The following is a 13,432-nucleotide window of genomic DNA, read 5'->3' as shown; positions in this document are numbered from 1 at the left end:
ACCCCAGACCCCCGCGCCGCAAGCGCCGGCGGGGCTGGATGTGGCTGACGTCCGGCCGACAGGGCTGGTTTAGCTCGACGCCCATGTGCTCGCGCGGCTCGTCGCCGCTGCCGAAGGTGGGCGGCGGCTGGCTGATGCCGGGGCCGCTCGGACCATCGCTCCCGCTGCTCTCGCCGAGGACGCGTGTCCCGTCGGGGACGGGCGGTCCGCGCTGGCCGGGGTGGACGCCGGGTCGTTGGAGCTGCACGGGACCTGGGCCGATCAGGGTGAGGCCGCCGCGCAGCGGCAGCCCCGGCGGGGGAACCGGAGTCAGGGCGACGTGGCCGCCCCCGTGCGGCTCGCGCTGCTCGACCTGGCCATGCCGCGGGACATCGACGCCGCCGTGCACCGGATCCCGGGCGTGCGGCTCGTGGACATCGAGAGCCTGGCGGAGGCGTCCGCGGACGCGCCCATGGCCGCCGACGTCGACGCCGTCAAGGGCATCGTGGCCGAGGAGGTGGCCGCGTTCGGGGCCGCCCAGCGGGCCGCGCACATCACCCCGACCGTGGTCGCCCTGCGGGCCATGGCCGCCGAGGTCGTCGCCATGGAGGTGGCGCGCCTCGACGGGCGGGTACCCGACCTCGACGAACGCCAGCGCGCGGAGGTCACCCAGACCGTGCGCCGCGTCGTCGACAAGCTCCTGCACGCGCCGACCGTGCGCGTGAAGCAGCTCGCGAGCGAGCCCGGCGGCGCCGGGTACGCCGAGGCGCTGCGTGAACTCTTCGACCTCGACCCTCAGACGGTGGCATCCGTCAGCCGGGCGGACGCGGCCGATCCGAAGAACGACGACCCAGGACGGGCATCATGAACTCACGTCCCGACCAGCCCCTCCGGCTTGGCACGCGGCGCAGCAAGCTGGCCATGTCCCAGTCCGGGCACGTCGCCGAGGCGGTCCGGGCGGTCACCGGCCGGCCCGTGGAGCTCGTGGAGATCACGACGTACGGCGACGTGTCCCGTGAGAACCTCGCGCAGATCGGCGGCACCGGTGTGTTCGTCACCGCGCTGCGCGACGCCCTGGTGCGCGGCGAGGTCGACTTCGCCGTGCACTCGCTGAAGGACCTGCCGACCACGCAGCCCGACGAGCTGGTCATCGCGGCCATGCCGAAGCGGGAGGACCCGCGCGACGCCCTCGTGGCGCGCGACGGGCTGACCTTCGAGCAGCTGCCGGACGGGGCCCGGGTCGGTACCGGCTCGCCGCGCCGGATGGCGCAGCTGAACGCGTACGCGAAGGGCCTGGGGAAGTCGATCGAGTGCGTCGCCATCCGCGGCAACGTCGACACCCGGATCCAGTTCGTGCGGGACGGGGAGCTCGACGCGGTCGTGCTCGCCGCCGCCGGCCTGAACCGCATCGGCCGCGGTGACGAGGCGACCGACCTGCTGTCGGTCGACAACGTGCTGCCCGCGCCCGGCCAGGGAGCCCTGGCCGTGGAGTGCCTGGCGTCCGACACGGAGCTGATCGCCGCGCTCGGTCAGCTGGACGACCCGTACACCCGGGCCGCCGTGACCGCCGAGCGTTCCCTGCTCGCGGCCCTGGAGGCCGGCTGCAGCGCGCCCGTGGGCGCCCTCGCCGACGGCCAGATTGTCAATGAAATGCGCCTGCGTGGTGTCGTCGGGACCCTCGACGGTTCCACGCTGGTGCAGCTGTCCACCACCGGTCCCGTGCCCCAGTCGTACGACGAGGCCATGGCGCTCGGCCGCGAACTCGCGGACGAGATGCTGGCCAAGGGCGCGGCCGGTCTGATGGGGGAGCGATCCCTTTGAACCCCTCAAGCCCCACCCCCTCCGCTTTCCCGGCCGTCGCGGTCCAGGGGCTGGTCACCTTCCTGGGTGCCGGCCCCGGCGACCCGGGTCTGCTGACGCTGCGCGCCGTGGAGGCGCTCGCCGCGGCGGACGTGCTGGTCGCCGAGCCCGAGGTGCTCGACGTCGTACGGACCCACGCGCGTGCGGGCGTCGACACGCCGCAGCTGACGGTAGCTGACGAGAAGTCAGCAGCCGCCGGGGTCCCGGTGATCCGCGACGCCGCCAATCTTGTCATGGAGGCCGCGCGCTCCGGCAGGCGGGTCGTCCGTGCCGTCACCGGCGACCCGGGGCTCGACGGGAACGCGGCCGCCGAGATGCTGGCCTGCGCCAACGAGGGCATCCCGTTCGAGGTCGTCCCCGGTGTCGCGACCGCCGTCGGCGTGCCCGCGTACGCGGGTGTGCCGCTGCGCGGCGACAAGGGCGCGGACGTGCGATTCGTGGACGCCAAGCACGCCTCGCCGCGCTGCTGGGCCGAGGTGGGCGCCGGCGAGGGCAGCGTCGTGGTCGTCTCCGCCACGCTGGAGACGGTCGCCGCCGCGGCCGCCGAGCTGGTGTCGGCCGGCCGCAAGCCGGAGACCCCGCTGACGGTGACCGTGGGCGGTACGACGACCCGGCAGCGGACCTGGACCGCGACGCTGGGCACGATCGCCCAGGTGTTCAAGCAGGGCAAGGTGCTCCCCTCCCCCGAGGGCGCGCGCCCGGTCATAGCCGTGGTCGGCGAGCAGGGCGCCGCCGCGCGCCGCGAGGAGCTGGCCTGGTTCGAGTCGAAGCCGCTGTTCGGCTGGCGGGTGCTCGTGCCGCGCACCAAGGAGCAGGCCGCTTCGCTCTCCGACCAGCTGCGTTCGTACGGCGCGGTGCCGCACGAGGTGCCGACCATCGCCGTGGAGCCGCCGCGCACCCCGCAGCAGATGGAGCGGGCGGTCAAGGGCCTGGTGACGGGCCGCTACGAGTGGATCGCCTTCACCTCGGTGAACGCGGTCAAGGCGGTGCGGGAGAAGTTCGAGGAGTACGGGCTCGACGCGCGTGCCTTTGCCGGGATCAAGGTCGCCGCGGTCGGCGAGCAGACGGCCGCCGCGCTGGTCGAGTTCGGTGTGAAGCCGGACCTGGTGCCCAGCGGTGAGCAGTCGGCCGCCGGTCTGCTGGAGGACTGGCCGCCGTACGACCCGGTCTTCGACCCGATCGACCGCGTGTTCCTGCCGCGCGCCGACATCGCCACCGAGACGCTGGTGGCCGGGCTGATCGAGCTGGGCTGGGAGGTGGACGACGTCACGGCCTACCGGACCGTGCGCGCCTCGCCGCCGCCGGCGGACACGCGTGAGGCGATCAAGGGCGGCGGCTTCGACGCCGTTCTCTTCACGTCGTCGAGCACCGTGCGCAACCTGGTCGGCATCGCGGGCAAGCCGCACAACGTGACCGTCATCGCCTGTATCGGGCCGGCGACGGCCAAGACGGCGGAGGAGCACGGCCTGCGCGTGGACGTGCTGTCGCCGGAGCCGAGCGTGAGCAAGCTGGCGGAGGCGCTGGCCGCGTACGGGGAGGCCCGGCGCGAGGCGGCCAAGGAGGCCGGCGAGGCCGTGGCCCGGCCGAGCGAGCGCCGTCCGGGCGCACGGCGCCGCCGTACGACGTGAGTGCCTTAGCGGCGTTAGCCGCGGTAGTGGCGAAAGGGGCCCGGGTGCGCAGAGCGCCCGGGCCCCTTCGGCGTACCGGGGTACCGGGTACTCGGTCCGGCTGAGTAGGGGAGCGGGTTCCGGCGGGCCTCGGGGCGCGGTGGGATGGGGGTATGACCGAGAACCCGTTCGCCGGTGACGCCCCGGCCCGGCGGGCCTTCGTGGCCCCGCTGGTCTCCACCCTGCTGACGCTGCCGCTGGCCCTGGCGGCGCTGGGCTTCGCGGGGCTGTCCCCGATGGCCTGCGACGCCTGCGACACGGAGGCCGCGCAGGCCTTCGACGCGAGCTTCCAGACCGCCTGGACGGTGTTCGCGGCGGGGCTGGTGGTGGTCCTGGTGCTGCTGGTGTGGTGCTGGGCGCTGCCGTGGCGGGCGCGCAACACGGCCCGGCGGGTGGGGCTGGCGATCGCCGCGCCGGGGCTGGTGGTGCTGGACACGGTCGTCTTCTCGGCGCTGGTCGACTGGCCCCGATAGAGGGGGCCTAGGCTGGGGGCGACTGCTGTCGATGCTCGAAGAGGCGACCAAGAAGATGAGCGCGTACGGATCCTTCCCCGGCTCGCGGCCCCGCCGGCTGCGCACCACCCCGGCGATGCGGCGGATGGTCGCGGAGTACCGGCTGCACCCCTCGGACCTGATCCTGCCGGCGTTCGTCCGGGAGGGCATCAGCGAGCCGCTGGCGATCTCGGCGATGCCGGGCGTGGTCCAGCACACCCGGGACACGTTGCGGAAGGCCGCCGTCGAGGCGGTGGAGGCGGGCGTCTCGGGGATCATGCTCTTCGGGGTCCCGGCGGACGAGAACAAGGACGCGCTGGGCACGGCGGGCACCGAGCCCGACGGCATCCTCCAGCTGGCGATCCGCGACGTGAAGGCCGAGGTCGGCGACGACCTGGTGATCATGTCGGACCTGTGCCTGGACGAGTACACCGACCACGGCCACTGCGGGGTCCTGGACGAGAACGGCCGCGTGGACAACGACGCGACGCTGGAGCGGTACGCGGAGATGGCCCAGGTCCAGGCCGACGCGGGCGTCCACGTGGTGGGCCCGAGCGGCATGATGGACGGCCAGGTCGGCGTGATCCGCGACGCGCTGGACGAGACGGGCCACGAGGACGTCTCGATCCTCGCCTACACCGCGAAGTACTCCTCCGCCTTCTACGGCCCCTTCCGCGAGGCCGTCGCCTCCTCCCTCCAGGGCGACCGCAAGACCTACCAGCAGGACCCGGCGAACGCCCGCGAGTCCCTGCGCGAGCTGGCGCTGGACCTGGAGGAGGGCGCCGACATGGTGATGGTCAAGCCGGCCGGCCCCTACCTGGACATCCTCCACCGGGTCGCGGAGGCCGTGGACGTACCGGTGGCGGCGTACCAGATCAGCGGCGAGTACGCGATGGTCGAGGCCGCCGCGGAGAAGGGCTGGATCGAGCGCGACCGGGCGATCATGGAGACCCTGCTCGGCATCAAGCGGGCAGGCGCGGACACGATCCTGACGTACTGGGCGACCGAGGTCGCGGGCTGGCTGCGCAACGAGCGGTGACCTCCGGTGGTGGCGGGGGCGGTCCGTGCGGCCGCTCCCGCCCCGCCGGAACTTTTTTCGCCCGGGCTGTCACATCCGCCTCGCGGGAGGGGTCAGTGCAGTGAGAACCACACGCTGACGCTGACGAAGGAAGAGGCCGATCATGTCCGAGACCCACCGCTCCCGCCTGTCCAACCCCGTCAAGACGCTGCCGGACCTCGGCCCGCTGACCGGGATGATGTTCAAGGTGATCGGCAACGGCACGGTCCCGCAGTCCACGATCTCCCTGGTGCACCTGCGGGCGGGCCAGATCGTCGCCAACAGCTACCTGACGGCGATGCACACCGACGCCCTGCGCGAGGCCGGTGAGGCGGAGGAGCGCATCACCGCCGTCTCCTCCTGGGTGGACGCCCTCGTCTTCACCCCGGCCGAGCGGGCGGCGCTCGCGCTGGTGGAGTCCGTGCTGACGGCCCCGCCGGCGGGCCGTGAGCGGGTGTCGGACGCGGTCTTCGCGGAGGCGGCCGCGCACTACGACGAGAAGGCCCTGACGACGCTCATCCTCGCGATCAGCCAGGTCAACTTCTTCATCCCGCTGGCGCTGATCGGCAAGCCGCTGCCCGGGCAGGCGGCCTCCAAGCAGTGGACCTGATGCGGGGGCGCGCCGCCGGGTGCACCCTGGAATTCAGCGGCCACGGAGGTGATCGCCATGAAGGATGCCGTCGGATGGCATGTGGAGATGGAGTTCCAGGAAGACCCCAAGCGCACCCGCGCGGCGGCCCTGGTCCGGCTACCGGACGGGAGTGAGATCCGCGGGCACGGCTACGCGAGCCGTCACCCCAGTGACGGTAATCAGGCCCGGGTGGGCGAGGAGATCGCGGCGGCCCGCGCGCTCAACGACATGAAGGAGCAGTTGCTCAGCAAGGCGCACAACGAGATCGACGACGCGTCGGGCCGCACGTCGTACCCGATCACCCGCTGACCCAGCCGGTGAGCGCCGCCCAGCTGGCGGGCCCGAGGTCGAGGACGGGACCGTCCTCGACCTTGGAGTCCCGGACGTGGATGGTGGTGGGGGTCGTGGCGACCTCGATGCACTGGCCGCCCTCGTCACCGCTGTAGCTGGACTTGAACCACTTCAGTGTGGTGCTCATAGCTCTCCTAGCAAGCGGTCCAACAGCCCCCGCGTCTGCTCGGTGTTGAGGGCCTGAGTTCGCAGCATCGCATACTTCCGAGCAAGGATGCTGACCTCATCCAGGTCGGCAATGAGGTGACTGCCGCGCTGGCTCTCCGTGTAGGCGAAGTGCTGGTGGTCAGGGGTTTCCAGGAGCGTGAACGGGCCGTTGAGGCCAGCGTGGACAGGTTGATCGAGTGGCATCACCTGGAGGGAAACATCGGGGAGTTCAGCGCATGAGAGCAGGTATCGCAGCAGTTCCTCGTGCACCCTGCGGCCGCCGATGCGGTGGCGGACGACGGGCTCCCAGATGACGAAGCTCAGGGTCGGAGCGGTTGCGCGGTGCAGTATCTTCTGGCGGTCCAGTCGGTCGGCGGTGAGGGCGTCGATCTTTTCCTGGTGGTAGGCCGGTACACGACAGGCGAAGACGGCCCGGGCGTAGCACTCGGGCTGGAGCAGACCGGGGACGACCTGGTTGTCGTACCAGGACAGGGCGATGGCCCGCTTCTCCAGCTCCATGTATTCCTCCGCCCAGGGCGGGATCACATCCACTGCGGGCATCTCGTTGGCCGCGACGGTCAGTGTGCCCGGCAGGCCCAGATGGAGGTCCAGCAGTTCGGCTACGTGCGCCATGAGCGCTCGCCGGCCCTGCTCGATGGAGCCGATCGTCTCCTCGTCCACCCTGATCAGGTCGGCGAGCTGCTTCTGGGTCAGGTTTTTGGCGACCCTTGCGGCGGCTACCTGGCGGCCGACCATCTTCATGGTCGTCGCATTGGGGCGAGGGCGCTTCTTGGCTGGCATGGCGATGAACTCCCCGCCTTCGGACGTGGATTATCCCCGGCGCGCCCGTACTCAGCACAGAGTACGGGTCGGCGCTCTGTAGCAGCCTAGTCACGCGGCGCGACCATCGTCCGGTGAACCTAAATACTCAACCCGGGCTGATGCGCGAGCGGTTGTTCCCCCGGGCCTACCAAACGGTCGCCGCCGCGCGGGACTTCGTGTGCGAGACGCTCGACGCCTGGGAGCTTCCCGGCCGGCGGGACGACCTCGTGCTGTGCGTCAGCGAGCTGGCGGCCAACGCCCTGCGGTACGGGGTCCCGCGCGGGCGGTCGTACCGGGTGCGGCTGCTGAACTTCGGGTGCTGCCTGCGCGTCGAGGTGCACGACAGCGGGCCCGGGCGGTCGCGGATCCTCGGGCGGCCCCTCGGCACCGGGCTGCGGATCGTGGAGGCCGTCTCCGACGAGTGGGGGGTGCTGCCCCGGTCGCCCGGAAAAGTCGTCTGGGCCGAGTTCCACGCAGACGAGTGATAAACAGGTCGGTACCGGGGTGAATGCGGATCTTCTCTCCCGCTGCCGCCACGATGGGGCCATGAACCTCATGACCTGGTGCAAGGCCGCGGTGACAGCGAGCGCGGCCGTGGTGTTGAGTGCGGGCCCTGCCTGGGCCGCGCCGTCCAACTCGGACCTGGATGTGGTACGGATCGACCCGGACGCCACGTTTCCCGGCGGCGAGACCTCGCTCCACGCGTTCGTGGCCAACCTCGGCCCGGAGACGACCAACTCAACGATGACCATCACGGTCGAGCTGCCGCGCGGAACGGAGGCCAAGGCGCCGTACTTCCCGGACGACTGCGAGGCGTCCGGGAACGGCCGCCGCGTACGGTGCGAGTTCCCGGCGGGGCTCAAGGCGCGGCGCACCGCCACCGCCATCGTCCCGATCCACCTGGACCAGAACCTGCGACCGGGCACCGTGCTCGAGGGCAGCTTCGCGGTGCACAGCCCGGACGACCGGAACCCTTTGAACAACCGGACGACGTTCGAAATCCGCGTCATCGAGCCGGACTCCAGCCACTGACCCGTGAAGCTGTGGCTGCTCAACCACCTGCCGACCACCTGGCTCGCCCTGCTGGTGGTCGGCGGGATCATCGCGGCGGCCCTTGTGGGCAGCCTGCTGGCCACGCGGTTCTTCCCGGCGCTGGCCGCGGGGGAGAACAACGACATGGTCGGTGTCGTCCTCGGGATGTTCGGGGCGATCTACGGGATCATCCTGGCCTTCGTCATCGTGAACCTGTGGACCGATCTGCAGACCGCCGAGACGGTCGTCTCCGCCGAGGCGAGTGCGGTCTCGCAGATCGCCCGTGATGCGGAGGCCTTCCCTCCCGGTATCCGTGACGCCGTGCACGGGTGCGTGCGGGAGTACGTGCACGCCGTGGTCGAGCGGCAGTGGCCGTTGATGCGGGAGGGGCGCGGGGACGCGGCGGTGACCATGCACGCGGTGGACGGGATGTACCGGGTGCTCGCCGGGTACGAGCCGCGGTCGTTCTCCCAGCAGTCCTTCTACCAGGAGGCCCTGGGCAGCCTGAACGAGGTCGCCGCCCAGCGCCGGGCCAGGATCTCCGAGAGCCACAACGAGCTGCCGGAGCTCCTCCAGGTGCTCATCTTCGGCGGGGCGGTGGTGATCGTCCTGGTCTCGCTGCTGTACGGGGTGCGGGACCGGCGGGTGCGGCTGCTGTTCGTCGGGACGGTGGCGGCGCTGATCGGGTTCAGCCTGCTGCTGGTGATCGTGCTGGACTGCCCGTTCGCGGGGGACATGAGCGTGTCGCCGCAGCCGTTCAAGGCGAGTGCGCTGGCCCGGTTCTGGTGACGGCCCCGCCCGGTGAGCGGGGCCGGGGGAGGGTCAGGCCGGCTGTTCCTGCATGGACGCCGTGATGACGGAGAAGGCGCCGCCCTGGGGGTCGGCCAGGACCGCCATGCGGCCCGCCGCCATGTCGAAGGCCGGGGCCAGGACCGTGCCGCCGGCACGGACGGCGGCGGCCTGGATCTCGTCCACGCTGTCCACGTGGAAGTACGGCTGCCAGTGCGGCGGTACGCCCGGGGGCAGCTTGCTGAGGTCCATCATCCCGCCCACCGCGCGGCCGGCGACCTGGAACTCGACGTAGTCCTCGGCTCCGGGCATCTCGGAGCGGTGCGTGGTGACCGGCAGGATCGAGGAGTAGAAGGCGGAGGCGCCCGGCAGGTCGGGGGTGGTCAGCTCGTTCCAGATCAGGGCGCCGTGCTCGTTGACGATGGCCGCGCCGTCGAAGGTGCCGGGCTGCCAGAGGCCGACGACCGCGCCCGCCGGGTCGGCGATCACGGCCATGCGGCCGAGGTCCATGACGTCCATCGGGCCCATCATGACCGTGCCGCCGGCGTCGGTGACGGACTTGACGGTGGAGTCGATGCTGTCGGTGGACAGGTAGGTGGTCCACACGGTGGGCGGCATGGGGTCGGGGGTCGTGCCGTCCGGGTTCATCGCCTTCATGATCCCGGCGACCGGCTTGCCCTTGAGGGTGCAGACGGCGTAGCCGCCCGTCTCCGGCGGGCCCACCTCGCCCTGCCAGCCGAAGAGGTCGCTGTAGAAGTCGATGGCGGCCTGCTGATCGGGGACCATCAGGTCGATCCAGCAGGGGGTGCCGGGCTTGTAGGGGCCGTTCATGTCGGGCACGGGGGCCTCCGGGGTGGGGCGGGGAGTTGGACGGGCCGTCCCCTACCCGGGCCTGCGGCGGTGAACCGGGCCGTCCGGGTGAACCCGTCCCTCTCCCCGGCGGCCCTCGGCTATGCGGCCGCCGTCCGCACGCCGAGGGCGATGAGGACCGCTCCGGTCGCGCGGGTGAGGAGGCTGCGGAAGCGGGGGGTCTGGAAGGTGTCGCGGGCGGTCGCGACGACGGTCGTCAGGATCAGCAGCCAGGTCATCACCACGGTGGCGTGGGCGGCGGCCAGAGCGGCGATCTGCGGGGCGACGGGGGCGCGCGGGCTGAGGAACTGGGGGACGAGGGTGAGGTAGACGGAGGCCGCCTTGGGGTTGAGGACGTTCGACCAGAGCCCTTGTCCGAATCCGCCGAGCCCGGCCCACGGCGGGCGCCAGGCCCGGCGGCGGGCGGGCGGGGCCGAGGGCTTCGCGGAACGCCAGGTGCTGATCCCCAGCCAGACGAGGTAGACGGCGCCCGCCAGCTTCACCGCGGTCAGGGCCCTGGCCGAGGCCATGACCAGGGCCGAGAGGCCGACCGCGGCGAACGTCGCGTGCACCAGCAGTCCGCAGACGGTGCCGAGCGCCACCCGGGCGCCGTCGCGCCGTGAGCCGGCGATCACGTTCCGGCTCACCAGCGCGAAGCTGGTGCCGGGGATCAGGGACAGCGGTGTGACCGCAGCCACGAAGCCGAGCAACCGGTGTGGGTCCACTCGGTGACGATATCCACAACGGCCTCGATCCGAAGTGGAGTTGCGGGTGGTCAGTCGAAGGCGGCGGCCAGGCGGTCTGCGGACCCGGCCAGTTCCGAGGCCGTGCCGAAGGGGATCACCGCCGCGCGGGTGGGGACGCGGACTCCGCCCGTCAGGGCGATGCGGGTGCCGCCGGGGACGGGGGCGGCGGCCAGGCCGACCAGGAGGAAGCGGCTCTGGAGCCAGCACCAGCCCGGGCGGCGGTAGCCGCGCAGATGGGCGCGGAAGCCGTACTTGCTGCGGGCCAGGAGTTCGATCCGGTCGCCGTCGGAGCGGAGGAGGCGGGTGTGGCGGAGGTCGGGGAGGAAGTCGAGGGTGGACATGGCCGGCCAGACCTCTTCGAAGGGGGCCGGGAGGGTCCGTTCCACGAGCTGGGCGCCCCGTACGCCGGCCGCCATGATGCGCAGGCGGTGGACGTCGTCGATCTCGTGCGGCGTCATGCGGACCATGCCTTTCGGAAGCTGGAACGGGCCCGGTGGAGGCGGGACTTGGCGGTGCCGGGCGGGACGTTCAGGACGGCTGCGGCCGCTTCCTCGTCCAGGCCTTCGACGTCCCGCAGGACGAGCACCGCGCGGTGGGCGGGGGAGAGGCGGGCGAGGACGTCCTCGATGTCGGCGGCCAGGTGGGGGTCGCCCTTGGCCGGGACGTCCGTGAGGTCGGGGGAGGGGCGGCTGCGGGACGCGCGCTGGGCGGTGCGGACGGCCTCGCGGACCGCGATGGCCCGCACCCAGCCGTACAGGGCCTCGGGGTCGCGCAGCGTGCGCAGGGCGGTGAAGACGGCCAGGAGGGATTCCTGGGCGGCGTCGGGGCCGTCCGCGAGGGCGATGGGGGCGCAGATCCGGGTGACGTACGGGGTGAGGTGGTCGAGGAGCTCGTGCAGCGCGAGGGTGTTCCCGGCGCGGGCCGCGCGGGCGAGGGCGACGCCGCGGGCGCGGTCGGCCGGGGTCAGCGGGCTCATCTGGCGCGCGCCAGCCGTGCGGCCGCCCAGCCGAAGCCGAGGCAGGCGGGGGTGTAGAGGGCGAGGTTGAGGGTGTGGAAGGGGCTGTCGGGCGGGCTGGGCAGGAGCCCGGCGGCCCAGGCCAGGCCCGCGAGGCCCCGTACGGCCAGGCCCGCCGCCACCGCGCCGGTGACGGCCCGCGTCGCCCGGCCGCCGCGGCGGCGGGAGTGGGCGAGGACGGCGGCGCCGGCGGTGAGGGTGAGCGCGGCCAGCGGGAGGACGACGGGGGGCCCGAAGGACACCTCCGTGCCCAGGACCGCCAGGGACAGGGCGCGTTCGGTCGGGGCGGGCCAGGTGGCGCCCGTGGCCCAGTAGAGGTGCGCCAGGCCGTCGGCGGCCAGGAGTGCGGCCAGCGCGGTCCCGGTCCTGCGGCGTGTGGTGTCGTCGGTGTGCATGGGTGGTCCCCCTCGGTGTGCCGGTTGCCGACACATCGAGGAGGCGGCCGCCCCCGGGAACGTTCCCTGTGACGTGCGTCACGTGGGTCGGTGGTGGTTCAGTGCAGGACGCGCTTGCCCGCCAGGAAGGCGGCGAGGTCGCCGACGGCGAGTACGCGGATGGACTCCGCCGCCCCGGGGAGGGCGTCCCGGTAGGCGGTGATGTCGCGTGGGTCGGAGGTGACGACGACGGCCTGCGGGTGCCGGGCGGCGATGACCACGGCCAGCGCGTCGACCGCGTCGGGGCGCTTCTCGGGAGGGATCGCGGCGTCGGCCAGGAGGCGGCCCGCGCGCTTGGCGTCGTCCTCGCAGTGGCCCGCCTGGCACACCCCGCAGGCCGCCGGGGCCGAGGCGTGCACCCCGAAGACCACGCACTGCGGCACCGCCCGGGTCAGCGGCGTCCACCGGCCGGGTCGCCATGCCTGGGCCAGCACGGGCAGCGAGACGACCGGGGGGTGGCCCCGCTCGGTGAGGACCCGGTGCAGCAGCCCCGCCGACCGGTCGCCGCGCTCCAGCGCGATCAGCATCCCGGTGTCGTACACGAAGACGGGGCTGCTCACGCGGCGGAGTCCCGGGTGTCGGGGGCGAGTGCCTGGGCGATGCCCGCCCGTGCGGCCGCGAGCTCCTCGTCGTCGAAGCCGTCGTCCCGGCCGGCCGGTGCGGGCATGGCCTCGGTCGCCGCGATGTCGGCGTCGATCTGCGCGAAGCGGCGGGCGACGATCACGTCCTCGTCGATCTGGCGGAGTACGGCCGCCGTGACGTAGGCGGAGACGTCGAGGCGCATGGCGTCGGCGTGCTCCTTGACTCTCGCGCGCAGCGCGGCGTCCATGCTGATGCTGAACCGCTCCTTGGGGGCCATGGCAGCAACGTAGCACGGCGTGTTACGGCTGGCGCGGCTTTGCGGCGACTACTCGTTCACCAGGACCGGGATCGACAGGACCGCCGCGGCCGGGGTGCCCGTGAGGTGGTCGGCGGGGACGGTGAAGTCGATGCCGTCGCCTGCGGCGCGGGGGCCGGTGTGGGGCTGGCCGGCGTGGCCCTCCTCGCCCTCCTCCTCGTGGTGGAAGGTGCCGGTGCCCAGGAGGCGGCCCTGCGCGTCGTAGTAGGCGGCGGTGAGCTCCAGGGCCAGGGTGTCGCTGACGTCCGAGCTGATGGCGATGTGGCCGGTGACGGCCGGGGCCCCGGTGAGCTTGAGGTCCGTCAGCTTCACGCGGTCCGTGAACGGGCCCTGCTCGGTGCGGACCTCGCCCGCGGCGGGCGCCGGGGTGAGGACGGCGGCCGGGGCCGGGGCGCTGCGCGGGGCGGGCAGGGACACCGGGGCGGCGGCGGCCGGGGCCGGGTCCCCGGCGGCGGGGGCCTCGGAGCCCGAGCAGCCGGTGGCCAGCGCGAGGAGGGCGGCCACGGCGGTGACGGCGGCGGCCGCGCGGGGGAGGTACGTCAGCGACATCGGGGGTGCTCCTGGGGAGGCCGGGTCGGCCGGGCGGTGGGGCGGTCGGCGGGGCGGCCCCGGGAGGCGGGGCCGGAAAAGCGGTCGGCCGGGGCCGGGGAGTGCGTCCCCGGCC

General features: G+C 73.0%; 19 protein-coding genes and 1 pseudogene. 10 read left to right on the top strand and 10 right to left on the bottom strand.

What is annotated here, in order from left to right; all coding sequences use genetic code 11:
* Window positions 1-127: 127 nt before the first annotated feature.
* From ACFVXK_RS31400 to ACFVXK_RS31370, 7 genes and pseudogenes are all read left to right on the top strand, one after another.
* Window positions 128-847 (top strand): annotated as a pseudogene (locus ACFVXK_RS31400) (glutamyl-tRNA reductase); the annotation flags it as partial.
* Complete coding sequence (hemC, locus tag ACFVXK_RS31395; RefSeq protein WP_389618299.1) at window positions 844-1,800, top strand: hydroxymethylbilane synthase; 957 nt, start codon at window positions 844-846, stop codon at window positions 1,798-1,800. The pseudogene ACFVXK_RS31400 and the gene hemC, both read left to right, overlap by 4 nt.
* Window positions 1,797-3,467, top strand: a complete 1,671-nt coding sequence (locus tag ACFVXK_RS31390) for a uroporphyrinogen-III synthase (protein WP_389618296.1) — start codon at window positions 1,797-1,799, stop codon at window positions 3,465-3,467. Before hemC ends, ACFVXK_RS31390 begins: the two co-directional genes overlap by 4 nt.
* Before the next feature lie 152 nt (window positions 3,468-3,619).
* Entirely contained in the window at window positions 3,620-3,979 is a 360-nt protein-coding gene (locus ACFVXK_RS31385) for a hypothetical protein (RefSeq protein WP_389618293.1), read from the top strand.
* A gap of 55 nt (window positions 3,980-4,034) precedes the next feature.
* Window positions 4,035-5,036: a porphobilinogen synthase gene (gene hemB / locus ACFVXK_RS31380; protein ID WP_389618305.1), complete on the top strand. Its 1,002-nt coding sequence runs from the start codon at window positions 4,035-4,037 to the stop codon at window positions 5,034-5,036.
* A 142-nt stretch (window positions 5,037-5,178) separates the two neighbouring features.
* Window positions 5,179-5,664, top strand: a complete 486-nt coding sequence (locus tag ACFVXK_RS31375) for a carboxymuconolactone decarboxylase family protein (protein WP_389618290.1) — start codon at window positions 5,179-5,181, stop codon at window positions 5,662-5,664.
* 57 nt (window positions 5,665-5,721) lie between these two features.
* Window positions 5,722-5,994, top strand: coding sequence for a DUF1876 domain-containing protein (locus tag ACFVXK_RS31370; protein WP_365151503.1), 273 nt, complete (start codon window positions 5,722-5,724; stop codon window positions 5,992-5,994).
* On the opposite strand, the gene ACFVXK_RS31365 is transcribed toward ACFVXK_RS31370, so the two are convergent.
* Both ACFVXK_RS31365 and ACFVXK_RS31360 read right to left on the bottom strand, forming a co-directional pair.
* Complete coding sequence (locus ACFVXK_RS31365) at window positions 5,984-6,163, bottom strand: DUF397 domain-containing protein (protein WP_389618287.1); 180 nt, start codon at window positions 6,161-6,163, stop codon at window positions 5,984-5,986. The two genes, ACFVXK_RS31370 and ACFVXK_RS31365, sit on opposite strands and share 11 nt — an antisense overlap.
* Entirely contained in the window at window positions 6,160-6,984 is an 825-nt protein-coding gene (locus ACFVXK_RS31360) for a Scr1 family TA system antitoxin-like transcriptional regulator (RefSeq protein ID WP_389618284.1), read from the bottom strand. The genes ACFVXK_RS31365 and ACFVXK_RS31360 overlap by 4 nt, the downstream gene beginning before the upstream one ends.
* A gap of 140 nt (window positions 6,985-7,124) precedes the next feature.
* On the opposite strand from ACFVXK_RS31360, the gene ACFVXK_RS31355 reads away from it, so the two are divergent.
* The 3 genes from ACFVXK_RS31355 (at window position 7,125) to ACFVXK_RS31345 (ending at window position 8,826) form a co-directional block, all read left to right on the top strand.
* On the top strand, window positions 7,125-7,490 hold the full coding sequence (locus tag ACFVXK_RS31355; RefSeq protein WP_389618281.1) for an ATP-binding protein: 366 nt from the start codon (window positions 7,125-7,127) through the stop codon (window positions 7,488-7,490).
* Between the two features lie 61 nt (window positions 7,491-7,551).
* Window positions 7,552-8,037 carry a hypothetical protein gene (locus ACFVXK_RS31350; RefSeq protein ID WP_389618279.1) on the top strand — a complete coding sequence of 162 codons (486 nt, stop codon included), beginning with the start codon at window positions 7,552-7,554 and terminating at the stop codon, window positions 8,035-8,037.
* Between the two features lie 3 nt (window positions 8,038-8,040).
* On the top strand, window positions 8,041-8,826 hold the full coding sequence (locus ACFVXK_RS31345) for a DUF4239 domain-containing protein (RefSeq protein ID WP_389618276.1): 786 nt from the start codon (window positions 8,041-8,043) through the stop codon (window positions 8,824-8,826).
* Between the two features lie 33 nt (window positions 8,827-8,859).
* Here ACFVXK_RS31345 and ACFVXK_RS31340 read toward each other — a convergent pair whose 3' ends face one another.
* The 8 genes from ACFVXK_RS31340 to ACFVXK_RS31305 all read right to left on the bottom strand — a co-directional run bounded on the left by ACFVXK_RS31340 (window position 8,860) and on the right by ACFVXK_RS31305 (window position 13,317).
* Window positions 8,860-9,657: a VOC family protein gene (locus tag ACFVXK_RS31340; protein WP_389618302.1), complete on the bottom strand. Its 798-nt coding sequence runs from the start codon at window positions 9,655-9,657 to the stop codon at window positions 8,860-8,862.
* Window positions 9,658-9,776: 119 nt separating this feature from the next.
* Window positions 9,777-10,400 (bottom strand): LysE family translocator, encoded by a 624-nt coding sequence (locus ACFVXK_RS31335; RefSeq protein ID WP_389618273.1) that lies wholly within the window; start codon window positions 10,398-10,400, stop codon window positions 9,777-9,779.
* A gap of 50 nt (window positions 10,401-10,450) precedes the next feature.
* Window positions 10,451-10,879, bottom strand: a complete 429-nt coding sequence (locus ACFVXK_RS31330) for a hypothetical protein (RefSeq protein ID WP_389618270.1) — start codon at window positions 10,877-10,879, stop codon at window positions 10,451-10,453.
* Window positions 10,876-11,397 (bottom strand): RNA polymerase sigma factor, encoded by a 522-nt coding sequence (locus ACFVXK_RS31325; protein WP_389618267.1) that lies wholly within the window; start codon window positions 11,395-11,397, stop codon window positions 10,876-10,878. The genes ACFVXK_RS31330 and ACFVXK_RS31325 overlap by 4 nt, the downstream gene beginning before the upstream one ends.
* Window positions 11,394-11,831 (bottom strand): DUF3995 domain-containing protein, encoded by a 438-nt coding sequence (locus tag ACFVXK_RS31320; protein ID WP_389618264.1) that lies wholly within the window; start codon window positions 11,829-11,831, stop codon window positions 11,394-11,396. Before ACFVXK_RS31320 ends, ACFVXK_RS31325 begins: the two co-directional genes overlap by 4 nt.
* Window positions 11,832-11,929: 98 nt before the next feature.
* Window positions 11,930-12,430 (bottom strand): hypothetical protein, encoded by a 501-nt coding sequence (locus tag ACFVXK_RS31315; RefSeq protein ID WP_389618261.1) that lies wholly within the window; start codon window positions 12,428-12,430, stop codon window positions 11,930-11,932.
* Window positions 12,427-12,729: a hypothetical protein gene (locus ACFVXK_RS31310; protein ID WP_389618258.1), complete on the bottom strand. Its 303-nt coding sequence runs from the start codon at window positions 12,727-12,729 to the stop codon at window positions 12,427-12,429. Before ACFVXK_RS31310 ends, ACFVXK_RS31315 begins: the two co-directional genes overlap by 4 nt.
* Before the next feature lie 48 nt (window positions 12,730-12,777).
* A complete protein-coding gene (locus ACFVXK_RS31305; protein WP_389618255.1) occupies window positions 12,778-13,317 on the bottom strand; it encodes a hypothetical protein in 540 nt (179 codons plus the stop codon).
* Window positions 13,318-13,432 lie beyond the last annotated feature (115 nt).

The organism is Streptomyces sp. NPDC058157 (assembly GCF_042884105.1).
GTDB lineage: Bacteria > Actinomycetota > Actinomycetes > Streptomycetales > Streptomycetaceae > Streptomyces.
Note: the sequence above shows the minus strand (reverse complement) of the source record. Positions and strands in the feature narration are given on the sequence as shown.